The following is a 26,249-nucleotide window of genomic DNA, read 5'->3' on the forward strand; positions in this document are numbered from 1 at the left end:
TATTTTCATAGATGGCTATTAATTACTAGATGAAGATATCGCAGTATCATTACTTACATCTATACTCCAAGAGTAAACATCTATAATATTATTTATGAAAAATAAAATTAAGTTACGATAATCGCCATTGTTATCACACTCTTCTAAGCTTCTGTGATATTGATCTCTTGAATCAACATGTATATAAAATAATGGTATATTGAATAATAACAGTGCCTTATTAAAAAACGCTCTACTTGTTCTTCCATTCCCATCTTGAAAAGGGTGAATTACTGTTATTTTATGATGCATTTTGACCAAATATTTAATAATTTCGAAGTTATCATTAAAAAAACCTTGGTTTTTTTTATCATCAAAATCATTTAAAATTTTAGTCATTTTAGCAGAAATTTCTGTAGGTTCTGCAGTTTTAACCGGTTTTCCTAATATACGAGCAGGCGCAGTTCTATATGTTCCTCCAACTTCTTTAAATGGAACAAATGCATAAAATTTTTGATGAAGTCTGAATATTTCGAAGATAGAACTATTCCTATATCTTTCAAATACAAAGTTATACATTTCGAATTGTCCTAAGATTTCTAAATCATCATTGCTCAATGCTTTTTGCTGTTTTTCTCTTTCCTTTTTAACTTCATCTATCCCTTTAAATCTAATTTCGGCTATTAATTCATTAATTTCTGACTCTTCTAAATTACCATTTTCCATTCTATGATCATTGCTTATCAATAGACGTTGATAATCATTCTGAATTTTTTTAGTAGGCGCCCATCTTACAAACTGATAACTTCTTACAACTTGCGCATAAAGCTCATATTCATTATCTAAGCCTAATTCTTTCTTTTTAGCATTCGGCTTAAAATTTCTTAATGTCTTTTTTATATCAGCGCGTTTTATTTTTTGTACATAATTATTAACTTTATAAAACGCTGCTTGAAAACTAACACCAAACAATACTGATATTTCTAATATTTTTTTTAAATAATTAACTTCTGACATATCCTTAGTAATATTTTTATTTTGAATCATTGAAATAATTAAAGAAGATGGCATTAATAAAGAGGATGCAAATTGATCAGCAAATGCTTCAACTTCATCCCTCGCTCCCGATATACAATAATATGTCTTTTCATCTTTAATATGATGACATAATTCGTGCGCTGCAGTAAATCTTTGTCTAGCAATAGGTCGATTTTTATTAATCCCAACCATAGTTTTTGTTTTTGGACCATCATATTCTGTATTTAAAAGATAAAATCCTTCATATTTATCAAAGTTAAGAAAGGTATATACAACCCCACTCTTTTTTAATAAATAAAAAGGATCCACAGGCAAATCTTCTATAGTGATTTCTCGGTGTAAAACTCTATTAATTACTTTTTCAGCTAATTTTTCAGGTTCATCTCCCGACTGGTATAAATCAAAACCATTAAATTTTAAAAACTCTTTCATTAATTAAAAACAGCTCCCTTTAATTGAATACTCTTTGTAAATTGAGTAAAATTTCAATGGCTTTTTTATCTTTAGCTGTAATATCAGAATTAGATCTAGCAAAACCTAATGAAGATACATCCAAAGTATCGCTGCTATGATTACTTAATATATCAGTTGTTTCAACACCAAATAATTTTGCCATTTTTTCTAATAATTCTGATTCTATATTATCTTGGTTCTCATAACCTTTATATTCTTCTACACTAATTTCTAACATGCGTGCAATAAATTCGATACTTAAAGACTGTTGTTCTCTCAATCGTTTAAGACTGTTCATCATAAGTTTCACCTCTCTATTCTTCATTTCATCATTAAAAGTATACCATGATTGTTCTGTTGAACGCTATTGAAAAACGTGTAATTATATAAATTTTAAGATGAATTTAAATTTAACTAATATATATGAACATAATAATTTTAACCTAGAATTGCTAGGCAATTTCATTTAAATATGAAAAGTATACACAAAAAAGCCACTTCCAGCTAAAGAAAGTGACTTTATTTGTGTTTAAAACGCTAAATTGATTTCTGAATCTTGCCTCGTAGCTTTTCTGAAAAATAATCTCGTACCGATTGTTTAGCGTCTTCCAAATTATATTGGTAGGTCATTTAGTCCCTCCTCATTTTACAATTCTGTTGGCTCTAGCTAATTCAGAAACAGATACTTTTTTCTCGGTTTTTTGTTGCGGTTCTTCTTTGTATTTCTCGGCGATCTTGTCAAAACTATTTACAATTTTTTTAGAAAAATCATCTCCACTTTCTAAAATTGCTTTTCTCAGTCCGTTATACATTTCTTCATACATAGTTAAACCGCTCCTTCATTTTCTAATTGTTTTCTGGCTTCATTAAACGTTACACTACTTAAATTTCTAAAAAGTGAGTAAGGCTTTTGATATAATTCATTTCTGAAATTTTTGTCTAGTTCGTACAAATCAACTAAGCGGCTATATTCTGAACTTTCGCTTGTAAGCTCAACGCTTTTTAAAACTTCTTGACGTTCTGCTTCTCGTACTTTTGCTCTTAAAGTTTCAGTGTTTAAAATCAATTCTTTAACTTCTTCTAAACGCTCATTAAAAATAGTTTGCATATCATGTTTTAGTACTTCTAATGCCTTCTGCTGCAAACCTTGAGTAGAAAGGGATTGTAAGCCTTGTAGCTTCTGCTTACTCATGTTGATTGATTTCTTAGCCTTCTCTTGTAAGTCATAATTTTTTTCAAGTTTTGGATCATCAAAGTTGTTAGCTAAGATTTTTTGATACTTGGCTTTTAATCATGTATGAAATAAGTAGTAGTGGTCTCTTTTTTCTCGGAAAAAGAGTTATCCTTGTCGTCGTCAAGGTTATTGTTTTTTTCAGTATTATTAATCTCAGTATCATTAGGTCGGATATATTCCGACTCTTGAATCGGAGAATCTCCGATTCCGTAATTTATCTTACATACATATATCTTGTTAGGTTTATTCAACCCTTGTCGTTCTTCCTTGATCAAATCAGCCTTGATCAACTCTTTAAATGCGTTCGTCACTGGCTTGTCTGACAAATTAAGCATTTCTCCTACATGCTTCCTAGTAAATAGCAAGAAAACTTGCCCATATTCGTCAATCCAATTATTCGTTCTTGATAATTCCTTTCTATCTAGCAAGAACGAGTAAATCATTTTTGCACTTATGGATAAGCCTTTTTATTGATGAAGATGAAGAGGGATTAATTTGGAATTTAGTAACAAGTGTTTTAGCTGCACTAATTAATGAAGAACCGAGGATGAAGGATATTACCTCTGGAACTTTTCGCTGGGAGCACGGCATAGTTCCGTTTATCTTAAGCAATATATTTATATTTTCTGTTTCAATAGATGAAGAATCTAATATATCTTTAGAGATTCGTACCCCAGAATTGTTTCATTCTATTGACGAAGATCAATTCGAAAGTTTTTCCTAATTATTAGCACGCCCCACGCGCAGCTACGGAGGGAGAACAATGGCAACATTCAAGCAATATGATACAAAACAAGGCACTAGATTTATGTTTAAAGCTTATCTTGGTATTGATTCGAAAACAGGTAAAAGAATAGAAACAACCAGAAGAGGATTTCAATCTAAAAAAGAAGCAAAGTTGGCTTTGAATAGGTTGCAGCTTCAATTTGAGAACGGGGAATTTGGAAAGCCAGTTGAGCAAAGCAAAACGTTTCTTGATGTATTTTTAGTATGGAAAGAAAACTATGAGTTAACAGTGAAAGAAAGTACATTCGTGAAGGCTATTTCCCAGTATGAAGTACATGTTATTCCTGTTTTTGGTGATAAAAAGATTGATGAAATCACTGTTCTTGATATACAAAAATTTGCGAATGAAAAAGTAAAAAAATTCGTTAAATACCGCGACTTTATCACAGACATATCAAGAATTTTTGAGTACGCAATAAGCATTGGTGTGGTTAAAGAAAATCCAGCTAAAAGAATTACGATACCTAAGAGAAAAGATTCGGTTGGTCAAGAAAAGCGTATCAACTACTACACTGCTGCGGAGTTAAAAGAATTTTTAGATTGCTCAAAGAATCAACAACCTTTTTACATTTATACTTTCTTCACGCTCCTATCTGCTTCTGGATGCCGTCAAGGCGAATTGTTGGGGCTGGAATGGCGTTCGGTTGACTTCATAAACAAATGTATCTATATTAATCAAACGCTGGCCAGAGGAAAGAATAAGCGCTTGTATCTGGAGCAACCAAAAACAAGACACTCGAAAAGATCAGTCAGCCTTGATGAAAACACGATTGTTATTTTGAGACATTGGCAAAAGAGACAAAAAGAGTATTTACTACAATTTGGCCATAAAACCAATGAATCGAATCAATTAGTTTTTTCAAGTACCGAAAATAGTTTTATCCAATTATCCAAACCTAGAACATGGATGCTTCAAACGATTAATAAAAATAGTCTAAGAGAAATCACAATACACGGTTTTAGGCACACCCATGCAACTCTTCTATTAGAAGCTGGTGTCGAACCGAAAACTATTTCGGAAAGATTGGGTCATTCTTCTATTCAAATTACGTTAGATCTTTATTCTCACGTAACTGAACAAATGGAAAAAAAGGTACCAGATATTTTCTCGAAAGTAATGGAAAATATTTAAATGTGGGTCATTATGTGGGTCACAAAACAAAAAAAGAGTACCAAAACCGCTCTATCCCTTGCTAGGAAAGCGATTCTGATACTTGTATAGATTGTTATAAGGAGAGTACAGGATTTGAACCTGCGCGCCGGGATGAACCGGGTCGGCGGATTTCGAGTCCGCTGCATTACCACTCTGCCAACTCTCCATAACAGTTATTTTCGCTATTTTTTCAAAAAATGTCAAGGATAAATTCAAAAAATCCCTGTACCTATCTATTGCTTCAAAACGCAGAAAAACCGTTATCAATCCTCCTAAGACGAGATTGATAACGGTTATCTCTCCTTCATTTATGCCTGATTAAAAATATATGTATCTGTTTTGGCTAAAACACCTTGAATCGTTTCATTGATCACTTTGATGATTTGATCTTCTGACGGTGCAATGATCCCAGCCGACATCAGCGAAGCGATCCCTGTCACAACGATCCAGACACCATTGTGCAACGCTTCTATAGTGTCTTCAGCAAGATCATTATACTTCGGTTCTGATAGAATCAGTGATTTGAAATAGTTTGATGAAAATTCATGCATCATTTCCCCACCGCCATAATCATCGATAAAAAGGGCGATATAAAGGTTATGTTTTTCTTGAGCGAAATGAATATAGTTCAAACCTAAATCAACAAGCTTATCTCCAGTTCTAACAACGGGGAAAACATTTTCTGATAAATCTTTGAAAACAGCTTCTACTAACGTGTTCTTCAAGTCTTGCATATTGTTGAACTCTAAGTATATGGGTTGGGTAGAAATGCCCATGTGTTTCGCGATGTTTCGCGCCGTGAAATTACCGAATCCTTCTTTGTTGATCAATTCGTACGCGGCCTTCAAAATGTGCTCTCTTGTATAGACCTTCCTTCGCATCAAAAAATCCCCCTTTTACTCTTTATTCAATTGTACATGAGAATAAAGAAAATTTAAAATGAAACACACCACTAGTTATCTTATTTATTATTCTGACAAAAAGATGCAAATGAATCAATAGAAACATCTAAACAGATCCAGGAGAAACTTGTTCCCAATGTTATGTTTAAAAAGTTTGTCTATTCATTCTTGTTCATAAGCAGAAGAAATTGTACACTTAGGAAGATATATGCTAAGCGCACAAAAGCGCAGCAAAGGAGTATGCCGATGGTGGAATCAAAAGAGTTGCTATTAGAAACTTGCTTGTTAGCAGGGAAAATCATGATGGAAAATGGCTCAGAAGTATACCGTGTAGAGGACACAATGAATCGAATTGCGGCGAATGCCGGTGAAGCTGACAGCATTAGTTACGTGACGGCAACTGGGATTTTCATGGGCTTGCGCAGCAGCCATTACGCGCAAGTGGAGAATGTACATGACCGTGTGATCAATTTAGAAAAAATCGTTGCTGTCAATCGCTTGTCGCGAGAATATGCGGCCAAATCGCTTTCACTGATCGAATTGCATCACGCGCTTAAAGCAGTCAACAGCACCACGCCGAGTTTTTCTTTCCCCTTGCAGGTCCTTAGTGCAGGCGTCGTCAGCAGTACGTTGATGATCATTTTCGGCGGTGGCTGGATTGATTTTCTGCCGACATTTTTGATTGGCAGTATCGGATTTATGATTGCCATTTGGGTCAAAAAACGCATTGACATCCGCTTTTTAGATATGTTTTGTGCGTCATTGGTGATTGGCAGTTTGTCGATCTTGGCGGTCCATTTTCAAGTTGCCGCCAATGTCGACAACTTGATCATTGGGGCTGTCATGCCTCTGGTTCCCGGCGTGGCGATCACCAATTCATTTCGTGATATTCTAGCCGGACATCTGATCAGTGGCATGGCACGCGGAACGGAAGCAATCTTCACTGCGGCGGCGATCGGTGTTGGGATCGCTACGATCTTTACTTTGGTAGGAGGGATCTCATGACGAGTTTGATCCATATAGCTTTTAGTTTTGTCAGTACTGTTGCGTTCGGTGTGCTGACAAACATCCCGAAACGGGCATTGATCGCCACTGGTGCAGCTGGCACGATTGGTTGGATGATTTATTGGGGATTGCAGCAACAGGGTTATGGTATCGGCAGCGCGAACTTTTTGGCTGCATTTGCGGTTGGTTGTGTCAGTATCTTTTTCTCTAGACGAAAGAAAATGCCGATGATTATTTTTAACATTCCTAGCTTAGTCCCTTTAGTACCAGGTGGCCCAGCATATAAAGCGGTGCGAGAATTTGCCTTAGGCGACAATTTTGTTGGTTTGGAAAATCTGATGATCGTTGTGATCACAGCAGGCGCGATCGCCGGGGGATTTATGATGACAAATGTTGTAGAAAAGTCGATCATGCATTGGCAAATGAAACGCTTATTCAATAAATAATAAGCCGTTGAAAAGGATGATTTTGAGTACGAAACGGTTTCAAATCATAATTTTTTATTATTTCAGACTTTAGTACAATGCAATTTTACAAGGATTCTTCTATAATCATGACAGAACTTACAAAACTGTTTGATGAATGTCATTTCTTTTACTGGCTTTTTTCGTTTCCACCCAGTATAGTGAAATTAATGAAACATAAAGGAGATGAAGTCCTGTGAGTGTTGCAACTTCTCGTCGAATTATTAATATGATCTCAATCATCGGGTTAGGTTTATCGATTGCTTTGTCCATTTATTTTATCAATCTAGGTGTGTTTAAAGACATCAATGCATTGAGGGGATTGGTCGGACACTCTGTGATCTTAGGACCCATCATTTTTATCTGTTTACAAATCTTGCAAGTCGTCATACCGATCATTCCTGGCGGAATCTCCAGCGCGGCTGGTGTCTTGATCTTTGGCCCATATATGGGCTTTGTTTATAACTATGTAGGGATCTGTATCGGTTCAGTCATTATCTTTTTGCTAGGTCGTCGATATGGTAAGCCATTTATTCTCAGCATGATCAGTGACAAAACTTACAACAAATATATTGGCTGGTTAGACAACCAAAGCCGCTTTGAAAAACTCTTTGCTCTTGCGATCTTCCTACCTGTCGCACCGGACGATGCACTTTGTTTGATGGCTGGTTTGACCAATATTTCTTTGAAAAAATTTACCTTGATCATTCTATTAGCAAAACCGATCTCTATTTTCTTGTATAGCATGGCATTGATCTATGGTGGTACATTCTTGACAGGTTTATTGGGTGGTTGATTGATCTCCTACCCTTTTTTACGAATCAACTGTGAGGAACTCTCGCAAGTACCTAACTTGTTATGGGCTTGTTGATGACTTCTCTGGCAGTTGGTTCTTTTTTATTTCCATTTGTTATATACTAATTGACAACAACTTTTTGTTAGGATGAGGCATATGAACTATTTAAAAAACAGTTTGATCAATACATGGGATTTTCTAAAATCTAGTGATGCTTATTTTCGTGATGTGCTCTTGATGCATGGGGCCCTTTTATTTTTGGTGATCCCTATTCTATCGGCATCAACGAAATTCGTACTGAAACGCGGCGGTTTCACTTATTTGTCATTTGACAATGTTGGGAGTATCTTTACTGAGCATCCGATGGTGTTGTTCTCTTTGACCGTGATTTTGCTTTTGATTTTAGTTGCGGTATTCTTTGAATTCACTTTTCTGTTGCTGAGTGTTTACTTCATTAAGAAACAGCAACCGATCAGCTTGAAACAATTATTGCGGATGACCTTGCTGCAGATGAGAAAATTAAGACCAATGACGTTTTTGTTTTTCTTGTTCTATTTCTTGCTGGTATTGCCGATTGGCGGATTGAGTTTCAATTCTGATTTATTGGCAAAAATCAAAATTCCGGCTTTTATTATGGATTTCATTTTTGCCAATCGTGTACTCATTATTGGTGCTGTCTTACTGATCTATGTGTTGCTGATTTATCTTGGGATCCGCGTCATTTTTGCTTTACCGGAAATGATTTTAAGGGATTTGCCTTTTCGTCTAGCAATCAAGGAAAGTCTGCAAGTGACTAAACGCCGCTTCTTTGCAATCGTTGGTCAGTTTGTTTTTATCGGGGGCAGTATTCTCTTACTTTCGTCCATTGGTTTCAGCTTGCTGATTGGACTGCAAGCGTTGATCGAAAATTTTTTCCCATCCTCATCTTTATATAGCGCCGTGTTTATTATGACTTTCTTGCAGTTTATTCTGTTGCTGAATATCATTCTGTCGACGGTAGCTATTTTCTACATTATTGTCGATTTTATGGACGATGAAGGATTTCTGCCGGCTATTCCGGCTAGCTTTATTCAAGAACCGATGGCTTCCAAAACATTCTTAGGGGTAGAAGGATTCTTATTTACCTTTATAACCGTTCTTTTTGGTGTAGGTGTGAGTTTGTACAATATGAACTACCTGACTTCAGCAGCGAGTGCCAAACCCCTCACGATTTCTCATCGTGGGGTCAGTAATGGGCAAGGTGTTCAAAATTCCCTTGAAGCGTTGCGTTTCACAAGTGAAACGTATCATCCTGATTATGTGGAAATGGATGTCCAGCAAACGAGTGATGGTGCCTTTATCGTTTACCATGACTTTACTTTTCCGCCATTGACAGGTGCCAAAGGAAAACCGGAGCAATCGACGCTAGCCTACGCACAATCGTTAACTGTTTCAGAAAACGGGGAAACCGCTGAGATCCCAACCTTTGATGCGTATCTGGCACTAGCTAATCAACTGGATCAAAAACTATTGGTTGAGATCAAAACACAAAAAAAAGAAGTCGATACCCTTGTCCAAAACTTCTTAGCACAATACCAAGAAGACTTGATCACGAATGGACATATCATGCAAAGTCTGACGTACAATGTCGTGGAAGAATTGAAAACACAAGCACCAGAATTGGTGACTGGCTATATCATGCCTTTCAATATCGTTGGACCGCCTATTACCAGCGCTGATTTTTTGACAATGGAATTCAGTACGATCAACCGTAATTTCATCGCCTCTGCCAAAGCGGATGACAAGGAGGTCTTTGTCTGGACGCCGAATGACACAGATGATATCAGTCGGATGCGTTTCTACGGTGTAGATGGGATCATTACTGATCAGATGGGTCTATTGAATCAAGAAGTGAATGTCGACATGGATGAGATGACCTATTCAGATAAACTGCTGAACTTCGTGATTGGGGTTGGCTAAATAGAAAAAGCTGTTGATGTACGATCGCATCAACAGCTTTTTTTATGCCGCATGGATCGCAGCGTGTATGTTATTAAAAGTCACGATCATTCGATGATTGCACTCAAATACCCACTCTTTGTCTTCTTCTTCACAAGCCGTGACAATAATCAGCGCTGTATTCAGATATAACTTCTCTATTGTGCCTTCTACGTGTTTTTTCGTGCCCACCGGTTGACAACGATAGGTTTGTCCAATATTGATCTGTTCCATATACTCACCTCAAACAATCATTTTTCTTAAGGCTATCATAACAAATAAACAAGCAAATGAAAACGCTTTTTAAACAAAAAAAGTATTTTTTTATTCCGGTGTTTTTATCTCACTTTTAGATGACAAATTCGTTCGCTCGTTCTCTCACCCCTGTTCGTGCCTGTCTTGAGTTTTCGTATTACACTAGAGAAAATCAATGAGGGAGTGATGATCATGCCTATGATTCAAACATTCGTCATTTTGTTATTGTCAGCTGCATTGCTTTTCGGCTTAAAAGAAAACCATTGATGCATGCCATAATACCGTCTACTATCTGCTTGAAATAAAAAAGTCCCTGCCACCCAGATGATCTGGATGACAGGGACTTTGATGTTTCTTGACGCTTATAGACGTTCGTTCAATTCTTTGGCAAGATCTTCAAAACCTGGTTTGCCAAGTAAAGCAAACATGTTTTTCTTGTAAGCTTCTACACCTGGTTGGTCAAATGGATTGACGCCATTCAAGTATCCTGAGATTGCAACGGCAATTTCAAAGAAGTACATTGTATAGCCTAAAGTGTAGGCATCCATCGTAGGGATTTTCACCAAAAGATTTGGTACATCGCCATCCGTATGGGCCAATAACGTACCTTCAAACGCTTTTGTATTGACGAAATCAACTTCTTTTCCTTGTAAGTAGCCCAATCCATCTAGATCAGCTTCTTGGGTTGGAATCGTGATTGATTTGCGTGGTTTTTCAACTTTTACGACTGTTTCGAAGATATTGCGACGGCCTTCTTGGATATATTGACCAAGAGAGTGCAAGTCAGTTGAAAAATTGGCGCTTGAAGGGTAAATGCCTTTTTGGTCTTTTCCTTCTGATTCGCCGAACAATTGTTTCCACCATTCAGAGAAATATTGCATGCCTGGTTCGTAGTTGATCAATAATTCAGTTACTTTGCCTTTACGGTAAAGGATATTACGCATAGCTGCGTACTGATATGCTTCATTTTTTTCAAGGTCATCTGTCGCATACGCATCACTTGCATCAGCAGCCCCTTGCATCAACGCATCGATATCAGCACCTGTAGCGGCGATTGGCAATAACCCAACAGCGGTTAAGACAGAGAAACGTCCACCAATATCATCGGGAATCACGAATGTTTCCCAGTTTTCCGCATCAGCTTCAACTTTTACAGCGCCTTTAGCTTTATCCGTCGTTGCATAGATCCGTTTGTTGGCTTCTTCTTTACCATACTTCTCGATCAAACGTTCTTTGAAGACACGAAAGGCGATTGCAGGTTCAGTCGTTGTACCTGATTTAGAGATCACGTTCACTGAGAAATCACGTTCGCCAATGATATCGATCAAATCTGCCAAGTACGTAGATGAGATTGAATTTCCAGCGAAGAAGATCTGCGGTGCTTTACGTTCTTCTTTACCAACTAAGTTATAGAAAGAATGATTCAAGAAATCGATTGCCGCTTTGGCACCTAAATATGAACCGCCAATTCCGATAACAACTAAAACGTCAGAATCTGATTGAATTTTTTCTGCTGCTTTTTTGATTCGTGCAAATTCATCTTTATCATAATTTTTAGGTAGATCGATCCAGCCTAAAAAATCACTTCCTGCGCCTGTTCCTTCTCTTAATTGTTTGTCTGCTGCTGTGACTTGACTTTGCATGTAACCCAATTCGTATTCATTGACGAAAGGCGCTACTTTTGAATAGTCAAATTTGATGTGTGACATGATTTGTCCTCCTTGAAAAAATAGTTTTTCATACAGTATCTACTTTACGTTTTTTTTCAACTTTTTTCAAGTAATTCCTAATATATCGCCTGTTAGGTATTTTTAGACAAGTCCTTGGGCAAACATTGCTTTAGCAACCTTTTCAAACCCTGCCACGTTAGCACCCAACATGAAATTATTTTTTTGATCAAATTTTTCAGCAGTATCACGGCAAGATTCATAAATATTTTTCATGATATCGTCTAATTTTTCATCTACTTCTGCTTTCTCCCATTGCAATCGTTGAGAGTTTTGGCTCATTTCTAATGCAGATACGGCTACGCCACCCGCATTGGCTGCTTTACCTGGGCAATAGTAGATGCCTTCTTCGATGAAATATTCTGCGGCTTCTAGCACACTTGGCATATTTGCGGCTTCTGACACGACTCTCACACCATTTTTCTTCGCTCTTTTTGCTTGCTCCAAATTGATTTCATTTTGCGTTGCACATGGAAAAGCCAATTCCGCTTCTGTATCAAAATCCCAGACAGATGCGCCTTCGTGGTATTCTGCAGAAGGGCGTGCTTCAGCATAAGCTGTTAGGCGTTCCCGTTTGACTTCTTTCAATTCTTTCAGTAAAGCCAGATCGATGCCTTCTTTGTCATAAATGAAGCCTGATGAATCGGAACATGTCACAGGGATCGCACCTAATTCTTGTAATTTTTCGATGGCATAGATGGCAACATTCCCACTACCGGAAACGATGGCTTTTTTGCCAGAGAAATCTTCGTCTAAGTCCTTCAAAAGATGTTTGACAAAATAGACTGCGCCATACCCTGTTGCTTCCGTCCGGTTCTTGCTGCCCCAGAAATCTAGAGGTTTACCGGTTAATACGCCGGCATCATATTGTTTTAATCGTTTGTACGCACCGAATAAGTAGCCGATCTCACGGCCGCCAACCCCAATATCCCCCGCCGGAACATCTAAGTCTGGGCCAATATGTTTCGATAATTCGGTCATAAAGCTTTGGCAAAAACGCATGACCTCAGCATCAGATTTGCCTTTAGGATCGAAATCACTTCCACCTTTCCCACCACCGATGGGTAAACCAGTTAAACTGTTCTTGAAGATTTGCTCGAACGCCAAAAACTTCAAAATACTCAAATTGACACTTGGATGGAAACGTAATCCGCCTTTGTAAGGTCCCATGGCAGAGTTGAATTGAATGCGGTAGCCGCGATTGACTTGCCAGTTTCCTTGGTCATCTTGCCAAGGAACACGGAACTGGATAAAACGTTCTGGTTCAGTCAACAACCCTAGCACATTTGATTCAATATATTCTGGATGCTCCTCCAAAAAAGGAACAATCGTCGGTAAGAATTCATCTATCGCTTGCAGAAATTCCGTTTGGTGCTGGTCTTTATCATGGATTTTCGTTTGAATGTCTTGAACATATGCTGAAGCTTTTGTCATAGTGCATTACCTCCTTTAAGATATTCTCTATTTTATAGAAAATTTCAGAAATTGCACGCTTTTTTTTCAAATTGTCAGAATTTTTTTTCAATTCCTTTTAAGATGCTTGCTCTACTGCAGTTGTATGGGATATGTTACAATGCAACAGAGGTGAAAATGATGAATAAAAACTACGATGTCATCGTTGTAGGTGCTGGGACCAGCGGCATGATGGCTGCCATCACGGCGGCGCAACAAGGGGCACGCGTGTTGTTGATAGAAAAAAATAAAAAAATCGGTAAAAAACTTTTACTCACTGGTGGTGGCCGTTGTAATGTCACCAATAATCGTCCTGTTGATGACCTAGTGGCACATATTCCTGGGAATGGCAAATTTCTTTATAGTACCTTTTCTCAGTTTAATAATTTTGATGTGATGACATTCTTCAATGATTTGGGGGTCGTGCTGAAAGAAGAAGACCATGGCAGAATGTTTCCCGTCACAAATAAATCGAAAACCATTGTGGAGGCCTTGCACACAGCAATCAATGACCTGCATGTGACGCTCCTGACCAATACTGTCGTTACGAAACTACTGCACGATGGCCAACAGATCCAAGGTGTCCGAACAGAGCTAGACGAGTACACTGCACCAAGCGTGATCTTAACAACAGGCGGAAAGACCTATCCATCCACTGGTTCCACAGGTGATGGCTATAAAATGGCCAAAAAAGTGGGCCATACGATCACCCCACTCTATCCCACGGAATCGCCTTTGATCTCCGAAGATGATTTTATCCTTGAAAGAACCTTACAAGGTATCTCTTTGCAAGACATCGATTTGACCGTCTTGAATGCCAAAAGAAAACCAGTCGTCACCCACACGATGGACTTGCTGTTTACCCATTTCGGTGTTTCTGGACCTGCGGCTTTGCGCTGTTCTTCCTTCGTTAATACCGCATTGAAAGACGGTCCTGTGTCCGTTGTTGTAGATAGCTATCCACAACGCAGCGTAGCTGCTTTAGCAACAGAACTTCACGATGCCGCCCAATCGAAAAAACAACTCAACAACGCGCTAAGCGGGTTCTTGCCAGAGCGTTTGATGAGCTTCTTTATTGAAAGGCTCGGCTTGATGGACAAAATTGCTGAAAAAACTTCTCTGGAGGAATTGACAGACCTTGCGGGCTTGATGAAAGGTTTTGAGATCAATATCATCCGCACTTTCCCCATTGAAAAATCATTTGTTACTGGTGGTGGGATCCATCTGAAAGAAATCAATCCCAAAACAATGGAAAGCAAAAAAATCAATGGACTATATTTTGCTGGCGAATTGATCGATATCAATGGCTACACAGGCGGCTTCAATATTACAGCAGCTTTTTGTACCGGTCATGTCTCTGGAAAGAATGCCGCAGAAACCGCTAGTTATTTTGCCTATTAGTTCATTCTTTCGTTCGCTCGTTGAGCCAGTCTTTACGGCTGGCTCTTTTTGCGTATCAGTTGGTGTTTCTCTGCAGAAGGCGTACACTTAAGCTAACTAAATAACGGAGTGTGATTGCCATGAAACGAATGTCCAGAGGAAAATTTGACAAAATGCAAAAATTAGCCAATGCAGATGGTGTGATTGCCGCGTTGGCGATCGACCAAAGAGGTTCCATGAAAAAAATGATGAAGGCTGCTACGGGTCCTGACAACTTCACAATGGATCATATCTACGAATACAAAAAGTTGGTTTCACAAGAGTTAACTAAGTATGTCAGTAGTATTCTGCTTGATGAAGAATATGGATTTATGGGCATCGAAGCGAAAAACCCGCAGGCTGGATTGATTTTGTCTTATGAAAAAACAGGCTATGATGTCAACACGCCAGGCAGATTACCTGAGATTTTACCAAATGAATCTTTACAACGCCTAGTCAAAAAAGGGGCGGATGCTGCGAAAGTATTGGTTTACTACAATCCTGATGAACCACAAGAAATATTGGACACAAAACATGCTTTCTTAGAACGTTTGGGCACTGAAGCGCAAGCTGCTGATATTCCATTATTTGTCGAGCCCATCGTGTATGATGATGAGATCACAGATCCTATATCGCCAGCATTTGCCAAAATCAAGCCAAGCAAGGTGATACAGACGATCCAAGAATTGAACAAAGACCAATACCATATCGATATTTTGAAAGTCGAGGTACCTGTGCAATTCAACTTGGTTGAAGGCTATCAAAAAGAAGGTTTAGAAGCAGTCTACACGCAAGAAGAAGCGGCCAACTACTTTAAAGAAGCCAGTGAAGCGGCCACTCGTCCATTTATCTATTTGAGTGCAGGTGTGCCGGCAAATGTCTTCCGGGAGGAACTCATTTTTGCTGGACAACATGGCGCCACATTCTCCGGCATTTTAGGGGGGCGTGCCACTTGGCGAGATAGTGTTGACATCTATGGCAAACAAGGGGCAGATGCGCTGATTGAATGGTTAGATACCAAAGGCAAAGAAAATGTGGAAGAGTTGAATGCCATTTTGACACAATATGCCACACCGTGGTATGCATTTTATGGTGGCTTAGAAAATATTGAGGTCTTTGATTTAAATGTGGCGGACTGAAGCCAGACGACAAAAAGCGCAAACCAAGACGACTTGGTTTGCGCTTTTTGCTTATTCAGCTGCCAAAATATCGACAAACTGGGCTTTTGTCAACACCAAGAGATCCTCTGGTGCAAGGCCCATCTGTAGTCCGCGTTTGCCTGCGGAAATAATGATTTCCTTCAGATTCTCCGCACTTGCATCAACAAATGTCGGAAATAATTTTTTCATACCGATCGGTGAACAGCCTCCACGAATGTAACCGGTGGTTTCTTCTAATTCTTTGACATGAAGCATCTCGACTTTTTTATTTTGACTGACTTTTGCTATTTTCTTTAGATCCAAAGCCGCATTTCCTGGAATTACTGCCACCAAAGGGCCCGTCTTGTTGCCAACTGCCACTAACGTTTTGTAGATGGCTTGTGGTGTATCCAATTGTTCAGCTACGGTTGCCGCATCTAAATGGTCCTCAGACCATGCATAGGTATATTCTTGATAGTTGATTTTACGTTGCTCCACCAATCGAATCGCATTGGTTTTTTGACTCTTTTTTGCCATAATATCCCTTCTATCTCTATGATTCCATTTTGATCTCAAATTCATCTAAGTAACTTTGCATGTGTTCCACGGGAATTTGACCTGGTGCCGATGCCTCGCCTAAAGAAGCAAAGGTAAACACTGAGCCGGTCAATGAGCCGCTGACACGGCTGATTTTGCCTAAATCTCCCATGGACATAATCGCTAAAGGCAATTGATTAAAGCCGCGGGCCTTCGTGATGATCCCCATTAAACGCAAGACATCTTGTATTTGATTTGGCATCATCGCCAACTTACCGATATCTGCGCCAAACTGATTCATGATACCAATCCGCAAAATCAAGACCGCATCTTCTGGTGTTCCTTCAAAATCATGATTGCTTAAAATCAATTTGACTTTGGCTGCTTTGATTTCTTTTATAAACTGTCGACCTAGAAATTCCGCTTTTTCCAATTCAATATCGATCCAATCAATCAAGCCGGATTCCGCTGCTGCCTTGCAAAGTATTTTGTATTGGGTCAATGAATATGGCCGCTTGCCACCTTCTTCTATCGTTCGAAACGTGAACAATAAGACTTTTGATTTCAGCGTTGTGCGAATATGAGAGAGCACATCTAATACTGCCTGTACATCTGCTGCATGTTTGTAGTGATCAACACGCCATTCAACGACATCTGCATCAGATTCTTGTGCTGCCAATGCTTCTTTGATGATTTCTTCATTTGTAGTGCCAATCAACGGCACACATATCAAGGGCTGTTTGCCGTTTTCAGTTGTCGGAATTTCTATTGTCATCTATTTCACTCCTTATGGATTTGATAAAAGAATACTTTTAGATAATTGCCTTCATTAAAATGGCGATCGACTGCAAAATCGCTTGGTAAACGGTAAGTATGCAAACAGTCAAAGGACACGTGTGCGTCGTTCAGTGCGTCCTCGATCAATTCTTGAAACTTGCCAATCGGTAAATTGGCTGCATTCGTTGAAGCGATCAACAGCCCATCATTTGCTAAGATCGCTAAGCTGTCAGTTACCAGCTCCCCATAATTCTTGGCTACAGAAAAAACTTTCTTTTTGTTGCGGGCAAAACTTGGCGGATCCAACACGATTGCATCAAATCGCAGATGTTTCTTCTTGGCATATTGAAAATAACCAAAGACGTCCATCACATGGATTTTTTGCGTTTCTGGATCGATCCCATTGACGCTAAATTGTTCTCGTGTCTTCTCTAGGCTTCGTTTCGCCAGATCAACACTGGTTGTTTGACTGGCGCCCCCCATGGCTGCTGCCACAGAAAAGGCACCGGTATAACTGAACATATTCAATAGTGTTTTCCCACTAACTAAACCATCCACAAGTTGGCCGCGCACTTCTTTTTGATCCAAAAAAATACCAGTCATCAAGCCTTCATTCAAGTAGGTCGCATAGGTAATGCCATTTTCCAATACCAATAACGGTTCCGGTGCTGTTTCTCCAAATAACCATTGCGACTCAGGCAAATCTGCGGTAAAACGAATTTTTTCGGCTGCGCCGATAATTTCAGGAAAGATCAGTTGAAAAGCTGCAACGATTTCCTGCTTATGCTGATAGAGGGTCTGGTTGTACCATGAAAAAACGGCATAGGTCGCATAAAGATCTATCGTCAAACCACCAACTTGATCTCCTTCGCCATTGAACACGCGAAATGCTGTCGTGGTGTCATCTTGATAGTAGCTGCTGCGCTTCCCTTTGGCTTTTGCAAACCGGCCTTCAAAGAACGCCTGATCGATGACAGTCTCTTCAAATGCCAATACCCAGCCCAACCCTTTGTTTTGTTCTCCTAGATACCCTACGCCTAAAATCTGTTGCTGCGGGTCGACAAATTTGACCCATTCAGTGCTGGTTTTGGCTTGTTCTAGATCCTCTTTTTGGATCAGCGGATGGCGCTTGCGAAACTTGGCTATCCCTTTTTTGTTTAATGTTATATTCATATTGATCGGCTCCATTCATTCTTCTTTCAAGTATAGCAAAAAGCCGATTCTTTGTCTGTATTCTTGAAAGTAAAGAAATACTTAATTCCCTGCTGCTTCAAGGAATACATTTGACACCTATGACCTTGACTAGTAGAATATACTGTGATGTAAAATCGATCAAATTTCGTTTATACAGGAAAAGAGAGGACGATTCCTTTGAAAAAAAATAAAGTATCCACGATAGTGAATACACGAATGGGCTTTTTCTTTTTGTTGGCCCTATTGTTTTGGTTAAAAAATATTTTTGCTTATATGGTGGATTTCCACCTTGGGATTGAAAGTGCGGTACAGTATTTCATTCTGTTTATCAATCCGATAGCAACCACCCTGCTGCTATTATCCATCGCTTTATATGTTAGAAGAACGAAGGCCGCCTATATCACGATGCTGGTGATCTATTTCTTAATGACCTTGCTGCTCTTCTCCAACGTGTCTTATTATCGTGAATTTACCGATTTCATCACGATCAATACAATGTTGGGTGCTGGGAAAGTGGCCAGTGGATTAGGTGAAAGTGCGATTCGGTTGTTTAGACCTTATGATGTCTTGTACTTTATCGACTTTATCATTCTGATTGCTGCTTTCGTCATGAAAAAAATCAAGATGGATACACGTCCAGTGCGTGCCAGAATGGCATTTGCCATGTCGACACTTGCAGTGATGGTCTTTTCTGCCAATCTATTTATGGCAGAAGCCGATCGTCCAGAATTATTGACAAGGACATTCTCTCGTGATTACTTGGTCAAATACCTAGGGATCAATGCCTTTACTGTCTATGACGGCGTTCAGACCTATCAAGCTTCACAAGTTCGTGCTGAAGCAAGTCCCAATGATATGGACGAGGTCGAAAGCTATGTCAAAGAACATTATGCTGAACCTAACGATGACTTGTTTGGTATCGCCAAAGGCAAAAATGTCATCTATATCCATTTAGAGAGTACACAGCAATTTCTGATCGATTACAAATTGAAAGATGAAAATGGTGTGGAACATGAAGTCATGCCATTCATCAATAGTCTTTATCATAGTGACAGTACCTTTAGTTTTGATAATTTCTTCCATCAAGTCAAAGCGGGCAAAACCAGTGATGCTGAAACTTTATTTGAAAACTCATTGTTTGGATTGAATCAAGGGGCTTTGTTTACACAACTCGGGGGCAAAAACACCTTTGAAGCAGCGCCAGATATCCTTGGTCAAACTGAAGGCTATACAAGTGCTGTTTTCCATGGGAATACCGGTACTTTCTGGAATCGGAATGAAACCTACAAACGATTTGGCTACGATTATTTCTTTGACGCTTCTTATTATGATGTCACTGATGAAAATTCATTCCAATACGGCTTGCATGACAAACCGTTCTTTGAACAATCTGCTCAATATTTGGAACACTTGCAGCAACCATTTTATGCCAAATTCTTAGCTGTATCCAATCACTATCCTTACTCAGAATTTACCAATGATGAAGGTGGCTTCCCATTAGCAACTACATCTGACGAAACGATCAACGGCTACTTTGCTACTGCAAATTATTTAGATACAGCAGTCGAAGAGTTCTTCAACTACTTGAAAGAAAGTGGTTTGTATGACAATTCAGTGATCGTGCTTTATGGTGATCACTATGGTATCTCAAACTCAAGAAACAAAAACTTGGCTGAATTGCTTGGCAAATCAAGCAGCAGCTGGACAAATTATGACAATGCTTCCTTACAACGTGTACCTTATATGATTCATATCCCTGGTCAAACAAATGGCGGGATCAATCATACGTATGGCGGTCAAGTCGATGCATTGCCAACACTACTTCACTTGTTGGGTGTTGATACATCAAACTATATCCAACTAGGTCAAGATTTATTTTCAGATGAGAATGAACAATTGGTGGCCTTTAGAGATGGCGACTTTGTCACACCTGAGTATACGTATTATGGTGGGACGTTGTATAGCAACAGTACTGGCATGGCGATTACCAATCCTTCCGATGCATTGCAGCAGCAGGTAGATGATTGGAAAGCCAAAGTGGACAAACAGTTATCGGTTTCTGATCAAATCAACAATGGCGATTTACTGCGTTTTTATGCGAAGAGTGGTTTAGAAGAAGTCGATCCAGATAGTTACAACTACAAAGATGGCCTACAGCAAATGCTTGATATCGAATCGAATCTAGGTGATGACTCGACAAGCTTGTTCTCTCAAAATGGCAATCAATCTACTGTAGATCTTTATCAAACAAAGACCTATAAAGAATACGAAGAACAGATTCAAGAAGATACCAGCGATTCACAAGATTAGCATATGTTCACCCACTAGTTCATTTCTGGTGGGTGTTTTTTTTCGTCAATGATCGTCGTACCTCAAATGTTTTCTTTTTTTTACTATAAGAACTTCATACTTTATTCAAACTCCCATTTTATACTATACATAAGATGAGGTGAATGAAATGAGAACCGTGAAGTTTGCAATAGCTAGTTTGTTTTATCATAAAAAAGCAATGATTCTGTATACGCTCGTTTCTTTTTTTGCGATGCTCGGTTTGATCGTCACTTTTGCCTTGATCTACTCTTTAGATCAAGTACTGGCCCAGACGAATGAACTCTTGGGCACAGATGATCTGCAATCAAAATTAACCAATGAGATACAACCGATCACCACCCTTTATCAGCACCTGTTTTATTTGATTTTTGGGGCGTATTTACTGGTGATTTGCGGTTTTCAATTTTATTATCAGTTACATAAACGCAATGAATATTCAGCATGGCTGACCACTGGATCATCTACCCGTCAGTGGGCTGGGATGCAGTTGATTGAAATGTGGGTTCCCTTGATGCTTGCAGCAATTGCTGCATTTACACTGCTGATGCTCTTCCAACCTTATTTCCAACAAGAGCTGCTTAGCGGTCACATCTTTGTCTTAGATCGAGAAAACACCTCGGCCCATATTTGGCAGAGTGTCCAAAGTTCCCAGAACGAAGAATTCGGGATCACGATTCCCCAAAATAACCAGGTCTTTGTCCAAAACGTTGAATTGAACAGCACCGCTTGGTTATCGATCATGTTTCATAGTACGCGACAAGCCATCCTTATTTTGACTGCTGCAGTGACAACGATCACTAGTTTGATAGTCAGCGGTCATTGTTTGTATTGGAGGAAAAAACAATGGAAAAACCAACTCAATTAATGTATCCATTTGGGTTATATTTTGTATTAGAGGAGAATCAGCAGCTATTAACAGAACTAGATCATCTGGTCATGCAGCAGCAAGCTGCATTGATCAAAGATCATTGGTCCCCTGTTCCGTTTTTATCTCTAAAAGACAACTTGGCCTTAACGGCTAAGAAAAAGACTGCATTAGAAGACATCCTTCCTTTTTTGAGCTTAGAACCAGCCATCATCAAGAAAGAGCAAGCTGCTTTGACAAAAATCGAAGAACGCCAAATACAGTTGCTGCAAGCTTTGTTACTAGAAAAAGAGATCTTCGTCATGGAGCACGTCCTCAGTAATTTATCCACCAGTGATATTCAACTGTTGCTGCCCATGTGCCAAGGCCTCGCCAAACACTTTGGTCTGCAAATCTTTTTGATTCACGAAGACCAGCGATTTGCCCATACACCGTATATGACAACTTTATGAATAGTATGCGACGTCGCCTTATCAAAAGGGCGGCGTTTTTTTGTCGAATGACCAAAAAAAAGACGTGTAACCGAAGTTACACATCTTTCTATCAAGCTTCTTCTAAGTCAACATCTGGAAATGAGATCCGAAATGTGGTGCCTACACCCAATTCACTTTCAACTGCGATTTTACCTTTGTGCAAACGAACCAGTTGTTCCACGATCGATAAGCCTAAACCAGATTCCCCAAATTGTTTATTTTTGCGAGATGGGTCAACTTTATAGTAACGATCCCAGATATTTTTGACTTGTTCTTCTGACATCCCGATGCCGGTATCCCTGATCTCAATGATCGTTTCTAGATACCCTTTTTCGATCCCCACATGAACCTCGCCATCTTCTGTAAATTGAATGGCATTCTGCAAGATATTGACTAGCACTTGTACAAAGCGATCATAATCAGCATAAACATCGATTGGTTCTTTCGTATCTAATATCAAGACATCTCGTGCCTGCTCTGCCTTGCTTTCTAATTGCGTCAACAGATTTTCTATCGTTGCTGTTGCATTGAATTTCTTGATCACCATTGAGATTTGATTGGTTCTGATTTTTTCGTAATCTAAATTTTCATTGACTAAACGGATCAAGCGATTGGTTTCATTTTTCATCAATCGAATCGCATTGTCTTTTTGATTTTCGGGAATCGCGTTGTATTCCAACCCTTCCAACAGGCCGTTGATCGTTGTCAAAGGGGTCCGCATTTCGTGGGACGCATCGGCCATAAATTGGCGACGCCGCTCTTCTTGGCGTTCGATTTCTTCTTGCGACTCTTTTAACGAATGGGACATCGTATTAAAGTCTTCCGCCAATTCATCGAATTCATCCCGATTGTGTACAGGCAATTCGATATCAAAGTTCCCATTGGTGATTTCCTTCGTCGCACGTTTCATACGATTGATGCGCCGGACTTGGAAGGTGGCGAAGAGGTAACTGATCAATAAAGATACGATGATCGAAATCACGAACACTTTGAACAAATTCTGATTAAATGCACTTACCAAATTCAAAATACTGCTTGCAGACTGTGAGACGACCATCACACCATAAAATTCTGTTCGATTGACAGAAAAAGGAATCAACACATAGGAAGTAAGCTCTTTTTCTCCAGAAAGATCGGTACTTGCCGTCATTTGCAAGCGGGCACCGCTTTGTAAGGATGACCAGTCACTGTCAGAAATCGTAAAATCAACATTATTCGCTGCATCCAATGGATATAAGACTTCATCTGGACTCTTGAAAAAAGCAAAAGAAATATCCTGATTGCTTAAAATATTCTCTGCCAATTGCAGTGAATATTGCAAGTAGCCATCTCGGGTCATATTTTGCTGCAAATAATCAGAATCACTGATTTGCGAAATTTTAGCAACTGATGACGCATACCCCATCAACTGTTCGTAGTTTCGTTCCTGCAATGTTTGTCTGGTCATCTGTGTAAAAGCGACACCAATCGTCATCAGAATCACTAAGATCACAACAAAGAAGGCAATCAGCTGCTGGTACAAATAACGCATTAGGCAACACCTGCATCATCAAATTTGTACCCGACGCCCCAAACTGTTTGGATGATTTGCGGGCCTACTTTTTCAATTTTTTGCCGTAATTTTTTGATATGGGCATCAACTGTACGCTCATCGCCAAAGTATTGATAATCCCAAACCAATTCCAATAATTGCTCACGAGAAAAGACTTGTCTAGGTTTTTTGGCCAACGTAAACAATAAGTCAAACTCTTTGGGCGTCAATCCTTCGATCGCCACTTCATTCAAGTAAGCTTCCCGGGTTTTCGTATTCATCTTGAAATGATCCGTGACGATATCAAAGCGATTGTCAGATGGTTCAGATGTGGTTTTCTCAACCATTTCACTGCGCCGGTGCAGTGCTTTGATCCGTGCAATCAATGTCAATGGACTAAATGGCTTCGTCACATAGTCATCTGCGCCCATTTCAAGTCCGATGACTTGATCGCTTTCAGAATCCCGAGCGGTTAACATAATGATCGGTACGGTACTGGACACTTTCCGGACTTCTCTTGCAACCATCATACCATCCATAGATGGCAAGTTTAAATCAAGGGTGATCATATCCCATTTATCCGGTTCTGCCGTAAAGGCATCTAGTCCTTCTTTTCCATCATATTTGAATGTCGCTTCCCAACCTTCGTTCAAGAAGAACATTTGCATCATTTCCGAAACGGATTCATTGTCTTCAATCATTAATATATTCATTGTCTTCACCTCTGTACTCTTTATCAAAACGTTGTAGATTTTCTTCGATCAAGCCAAACATCGGCACGATAAACCATGGAATTGCAATCATTTCTAAAATAAAAAAATTGGTCCAATCTTGCCATCGCAAGACGCCCCCAATCAAGGTCATCAATGCGCCAAATAAGAGAAAATAGCGACTACTGATTTTTTGGGCGTAACGCCAATATATATCATTTTGTTTTGCAAGAAACGAACGGTATCCATAAATAAAATTGATTTTTTTTGATGGAAAGATGAAAAAAATCAACCCTATCAATAAAAAAATGATACCAATGACTAAAAAAATCATTCTTTCACCCCATTCTTCCTTTAGTATACTCGAAAATCCTGTATCTACCAACAACTTCACGATTTATTCACAAAGGTTTGCCTTTTTTTCAATCTTTGGTAAGATTGTGAGTAGACTATGAAATTGCAGATTAGGAGCAGCAAATATGACTTATAAAGCACTGACTTTTTTTGACTTAGATGGCACCCTCTTAAATGAACATTCGCAAATCACTAGTGAAATTGCAGAAGCGATGGCCGCACTGCGGAAAAATGATGTATTACCGATCATCGCAACCGGCCGAACTGAACCTGAAGTACATGCCATCAGAGAAGCAGCTGGGATCACTTCAAATATTGTGATGAACGGCGCCTTCATCCGTATCGATGGGAAAGAGGTTTTTTCTGATACTTTGTCTGACGATCTTTGCCGCAAGATGTATGAAGCAGCCAAAGAAAACGGCGATGAATTGTGCTATTACAACGAACGCGGCTATCGGGCTACAGGCTACACTGAGGAAATGATTGGCGCGTATAACTATGTCCGCAGTCCTTTACCAGAGATCGATCCCTTCTATTTTGAGCAGGACAGAGTGAACATGGTTTTGGTTTTGGGTGTGGGCAATGATGATTATTATCACCAACGTTTCCCAGAATTGACTTTTTATCGCAATACGCCTTTTTCTATTGATGTCGTTAAAAAAGGCACGTCTAAAGGTACTGGGATCAAAAGATTAGTCGAATTATTAGGCTTAGAAAATGTCCCTACGTACGGATTTGGCGATGGCAGCAACGACTTTGCGTTATTAGAAGCCTGTGACCATAAAATTGCAATGGGCAATGGCATCCAGGAGTTGAAAGAATTAGCGGACTTCGTGACCCTGAAGAACACCGAAGGCGGGATCGTTCATGCCTTGCAGCACTTTAACTTGATTTGATTCTTTGCATCGCTGCCAATTTATGCTATACTAATGATTGGTAGCGATACCCCTATTTCAGGGGGATGTTACGGATTCGACAGGCATAGTTGAGCCTGAATTGCGCTTCGTAGGTTACGTCTACGTTAAAACGTTACAGTTAAATATAACTGCTAAAAACGAAAACTCTTACGCTTTAGCTGCCTAAAAACAGTTAGCGTAGATCCTCTCGGCATCGCCCATGTGCTCGAGTAAGGGTCCTATTCTAAGTGGGATACGGTTGATCTTTCCGTCTGGAAGGTCAAACAGAGATCATCAGACTAGCAATACAGACTGCCTGTCACTCGGCAAGCTGTAACGCGAACCTTCAAATGAGTGGACTATGAGCGTAGATTTTTAGGTAGCAATGTGTTTGGACGCGGGTTCGACTCCCGCCATCTCCATATAGCAAAATCGTAAAGATTTTCTAGTTTTTCTTAAGTGGTAAAACCCTTGTAAATCAAAGGTTTTATCGCTTTTTATTTTATTGGTTAGTTTTTTTGTTTGTCGTGGTTTTACCTGTTTGGTAGTCAATTTGGTAGTCAAAGTATAGGAATAATCGCATGCCAAAAGAAATCCCAGCTAACAATAAAAGGACATATGCTTTCGAAACCCATTACTATGAGTTAATACCTTCTCCAGAACACGTTCATTTCCACTTTGCTCACATCGTTTTGACAGAGAATCTGTTTCAAAAAGATGCACCTTGTAAAACCGAAACCATCATGCTATTATATAAATGCAAACGTTAACATTTAAAATGCACACGTTAACAATAAATAAG

General features: G+C 39.3%; 27 protein-coding genes, 1 tRNA gene, 1 other RNA gene and 1 pseudogene. 13 read left to right on the forward strand and 17 right to left on the reverse strand.

Annotated features, from left to right (window positions below; translation table 11 throughout):
• Nucleotides 1–18: 18 nt before the first annotated feature.
• From AEQ18_RS05330 to AEQ18_RS15900, 6 genes and pseudogenes are all read right to left on the reverse strand, one after another.
• The gene (locus AEQ18_RS05330) at nt 19–1,449 is read right to left on the reverse strand and encodes a Fic family protein (RefSeq protein ID WP_054115341.1); all 1,431 of its coding nucleotides are present in this window, start codon (nt 1,447–1,449) and stop codon (nt 19–21) included.
• Nucleotides 1,450–1,468: 19 nt separating this feature from the next.
• Entirely contained in the window at nt 1,469–1,795 is a 327-nt protein-coding gene (locus tag AEQ18_RS05335; RefSeq protein ID WP_082348605.1) for a helix-turn-helix domain-containing protein, read from the reverse strand.
• Nucleotides 1,796–2,111: 316 nt separating this feature from the next.
• Nucleotides 2,112–2,294: a hypothetical protein gene (locus AEQ18_RS05340; protein WP_054115343.1), complete on the reverse strand. Its 183-nt coding sequence runs from the start codon at nt 2,292–2,294 to the stop codon at nt 2,112–2,114.
• 2 nt (nt 2,295–2,296) lie between these two features.
• Nucleotides 2,297–2,662, reverse strand: coding sequence for a hypothetical protein (locus AEQ18_RS05345; RefSeq protein WP_082348606.1), 366 nt, complete (start codon nt 2,660–2,662; stop codon nt 2,297–2,299).
• 95 nt (nt 2,663–2,757) lie between these two features.
• The gene (locus tag AEQ18_RS05350; RefSeq protein ID WP_235505497.1) at nt 2,758–3,030 is read right to left on the reverse strand and encodes a hypothetical protein; all 273 of its coding nucleotides are present in this window, start codon (nt 3,028–3,030) and stop codon (nt 2,758–2,760) included.
• A 21-nt stretch (nt 3,031–3,051) separates the two neighbouring features.
• Nucleotides 3,052–3,147: pseudogene (locus AEQ18_RS15900) on the reverse strand (replication initiator protein A); the annotation flags it as partial.
• A gap of 2 nt (nt 3,148–3,149) precedes the next feature.
• Between AEQ18_RS15900 and AEQ18_RS05355 the strand changes: the two are divergent.
• A complete protein-coding gene (locus tag AEQ18_RS05355) occupies nt 3,150–3,428 on the forward strand; it encodes a hypothetical protein (protein WP_054115345.1) in 279 nt (92 codons plus the stop codon).
• Nucleotides 3,429–3,467: 39 nt separating this feature from the next.
• Nucleotides 3,468–4,622, forward strand: a complete 1,155-nt coding sequence (locus tag AEQ18_RS05360; protein WP_054115346.1) for a site-specific integrase — start codon at nt 3,468–3,470, stop codon at nt 4,620–4,622.
• A 99-nt stretch (nt 4,623–4,721) separates the two neighbouring features.
• Here AEQ18_RS05360 and AEQ18_RS05365 read toward each other — a convergent pair.
• Nucleotides 4,722–4,809 (reverse strand) — tRNA-Ser (locus AEQ18_RS05365).
• 142 nt (nt 4,810–4,951) lie between these two features.
• Complete coding sequence (locus AEQ18_RS05370; protein WP_054115347.1) at nt 4,952–5,524, reverse strand: TetR/AcrR family transcriptional regulator; 573 nt, start codon at nt 5,522–5,524, stop codon at nt 4,952–4,954.
• Between the two features lie 267 nt (nt 5,525–5,791).
• Here AEQ18_RS05370 and AEQ18_RS05375 point away from each other — a divergent pair, with 267 nt between their 5' ends.
• The 4 genes from AEQ18_RS05375 (at nt 5,792) to AEQ18_RS05390 (ending at nt 9,769) form a co-directional block, all read left to right on the forward strand.
• Nucleotides 5,792–6,550, forward strand: a complete 759-nt coding sequence (locus AEQ18_RS05375; RefSeq protein ID WP_054115348.1) for a threonine/serine exporter family protein — start codon at nt 5,792–5,794, stop codon at nt 6,548–6,550.
• Nucleotides 6,547–6,996 carry a threonine/serine exporter family protein gene (locus AEQ18_RS05380; RefSeq protein ID WP_054115349.1) on the forward strand — a complete coding sequence of 150 codons (450 nt, stop codon included), beginning with the start codon at nt 6,547–6,549 and terminating at the stop codon, nt 6,994–6,996. Before AEQ18_RS05375 ends, AEQ18_RS05380 begins: the two co-directional genes overlap by 4 nt.
• 214 nt (nt 6,997–7,210) lie before the next feature.
• On the forward strand, nt 7,211–7,810 hold the full coding sequence (locus AEQ18_RS05385) for a TVP38/TMEM64 family protein (RefSeq protein ID WP_054115350.1): 600 nt from the start codon (nt 7,211–7,213) through the stop codon (nt 7,808–7,810).
• A gap of 156 nt (nt 7,811–7,966) precedes the next feature.
• Complete coding sequence (locus AEQ18_RS05390; protein ID WP_054115351.1) at nt 7,967–9,769, forward strand: glycerophosphoryl diester phosphodiesterase membrane domain-containing protein; 1,803 nt, start codon at nt 7,967–7,969, stop codon at nt 9,767–9,769.
• A 42-nt stretch (nt 9,770–9,811) separates the two neighbouring features.
• Here AEQ18_RS05390 and AEQ18_RS05395 read toward each other — a convergent pair whose 3' ends face one another.
• The 3 genes from AEQ18_RS05395 to gdhA form a co-directional block, all read right to left on the reverse strand.
• A complete protein-coding gene (locus AEQ18_RS05395; RefSeq protein ID WP_054115352.1) occupies nt 9,812–10,021 on the reverse strand; it encodes a hypothetical protein in 210 nt (69 codons plus the stop codon).
• A 383-nt stretch (nt 10,022–10,404) separates the two neighbouring features.
• On the reverse strand, nt 10,405–11,751 hold the full coding sequence (locus AEQ18_RS05400) for a glucose-6-phosphate isomerase (protein ID WP_054115353.1): 1,347 nt from the start codon (nt 11,749–11,751) through the stop codon (nt 10,405–10,407).
• A 102-nt stretch (nt 11,752–11,853) separates the two neighbouring features.
• Nucleotides 11,854–13,203, reverse strand: coding sequence for an NADP-specific glutamate dehydrogenase (gdhA, locus tag AEQ18_RS05405; protein ID WP_054115354.1), 1,350 nt, complete (start codon nt 13,201–13,203; stop codon nt 11,854–11,856).
• Nucleotides 13,204–13,362: 159 nt separating this feature from the next.
• Between gdhA and AEQ18_RS05410 the strand changes: the two genes are divergently transcribed.
• Nucleotides 13,363–14,622, forward strand: a complete 1,260-nt coding sequence (locus AEQ18_RS05410) for an NAD(P)/FAD-dependent oxidoreductase (RefSeq protein ID WP_054115355.1) — start codon at nt 13,363–13,365, stop codon at nt 14,620–14,622.
• A gap of 119 nt (nt 14,623–14,741) precedes the next feature.
• Nucleotides 14,742–15,779, forward strand: coding sequence for a tagatose 1,6-diphosphate aldolase (locus AEQ18_RS05415; protein WP_054115356.1), 1,038 nt, complete (start codon nt 14,742–14,744; stop codon nt 15,777–15,779).
• Between the two features lie 51 nt (nt 15,780–15,830).
• Here AEQ18_RS05415 and ybaK read toward each other — a convergent pair whose 3' ends face one another.
• Genes ybaK through AEQ18_RS05430 form a run of 3 tightly spaced genes read right to left on the reverse strand, consistent with a single transcriptional unit; the run spans nt 15,831 to nt 18,266 of the window.
• On the reverse strand, nt 15,831–16,316 hold the full coding sequence (gene ybaK, locus AEQ18_RS05420; protein WP_054115357.1) for a Cys-tRNA(Pro) deacylase: 486 nt from the start codon (nt 16,314–16,316) through the stop codon (nt 15,831–15,833).
• Nucleotides 16,317–16,332: 16 nt separating this feature from the next.
• Nucleotides 16,333–17,091: a type I 3-dehydroquinate dehydratase gene (gene aroD / locus AEQ18_RS05425; RefSeq protein WP_054115358.1), complete on the reverse strand. Its 759-nt coding sequence runs from the start codon at nt 17,089–17,091 to the stop codon at nt 16,333–16,335.
• A gap of 5 nt (nt 17,092–17,096) precedes the next feature.
• Nucleotides 17,097–18,266 (reverse strand): class I SAM-dependent rRNA methyltransferase, encoded by a 1,170-nt coding sequence (locus AEQ18_RS05430; RefSeq protein WP_054115548.1) that lies wholly within the window; start codon nt 18,264–18,266, stop codon nt 17,097–17,099.
• A gap of 237 nt (nt 18,267–18,503) precedes the next feature.
• Here AEQ18_RS05430 and AEQ18_RS05435 point away from each other — a divergent pair, with 237 nt between their 5' ends.
• The 3 genes from AEQ18_RS05435 (at nt 18,504) to AEQ18_RS05445 (ending at nt 21,935) form a co-directional block, all read left to right on the forward strand.
• Nucleotides 18,504–20,597, forward strand: coding sequence for an LTA synthase family protein (locus tag AEQ18_RS05435; protein WP_054115549.1), 2,094 nt, complete (start codon nt 18,504–18,506; stop codon nt 20,595–20,597).
• Between the two features lie 148 nt (nt 20,598–20,745).
• The gene (locus tag AEQ18_RS05440) at nt 20,746–21,483 is read left to right on the forward strand and encodes a hypothetical protein (RefSeq protein WP_054115359.1); all 738 of its coding nucleotides are present in this window, start codon (nt 20,746–20,748) and stop codon (nt 21,481–21,483) included.
• Nucleotides 21,462–21,935, forward strand: coding sequence for a hypothetical protein (locus AEQ18_RS05445; protein ID WP_054115360.1), 474 nt, complete (start codon nt 21,462–21,464; stop codon nt 21,933–21,935). The genes AEQ18_RS05440 and AEQ18_RS05445 overlap by 22 nt, the downstream gene beginning before the upstream one ends.
• 91 nt (nt 21,936–22,026) lie before the next feature.
• Here AEQ18_RS05445 and AEQ18_RS05450 read toward each other — a convergent pair whose 3' ends face one another.
• Genes AEQ18_RS05450 through AEQ18_RS05460 form a run of 3 tightly spaced genes read right to left on the reverse strand, consistent with a single transcriptional unit; the run spans nt 22,027 to nt 24,585 of the window.
• Complete coding sequence (locus AEQ18_RS05450) at nt 22,027–23,487, reverse strand: sensor histidine kinase (protein WP_054115361.1); 1,461 nt, start codon at nt 23,485–23,487, stop codon at nt 22,027–22,029.
• Nucleotides 23,487–24,200, reverse strand: a complete 714-nt coding sequence (locus AEQ18_RS05455; protein ID WP_054115362.1) for a response regulator transcription factor — start codon at nt 24,198–24,200, stop codon at nt 23,487–23,489. The genes AEQ18_RS05450 and AEQ18_RS05455 overlap by 1 nt, the downstream gene beginning before the upstream one ends.
• The gene (locus tag AEQ18_RS05460) at nt 24,181–24,585 is read right to left on the reverse strand and encodes an SdpI family protein (protein WP_235505492.1); all 405 of its coding nucleotides are present in this window, start codon (nt 24,583–24,585) and stop codon (nt 24,181–24,183) included. The genes AEQ18_RS05455 and AEQ18_RS05460 overlap by 20 nt, the downstream gene beginning before the upstream one ends.
• Nucleotides 24,586–24,676: 91 nt before the next feature.
• On the opposite strand from AEQ18_RS05460, the gene AEQ18_RS05465 reads away from it, so the two are divergent.
• Nucleotides 24,677–25,447 carry a Cof-type HAD-IIB family hydrolase gene (locus AEQ18_RS05465; protein ID WP_054115364.1) on the forward strand — a complete coding sequence of 257 codons (771 nt, stop codon included), beginning with the start codon at nt 24,677–24,679 and terminating at the stop codon, nt 25,445–25,447.
• Between the two features lie 61 nt (nt 25,448–25,508).
• Nucleotides 25,509–25,872: a transfer-messenger RNA gene (ssrA, locus tag AEQ18_RS15365) on the forward strand.
• The last annotated feature ends 377 nt before the right edge of the window (nt 25,873–26,249 follow it).

Origin of the sequence: Enterococcus sp. RIT-PI-f, from assembly GCF_001297065.1 — a bacterium.
GTDB lineage: Bacteria > Bacillota > Bacilli > Lactobacillales > Enterococcaceae > Enterococcus_D.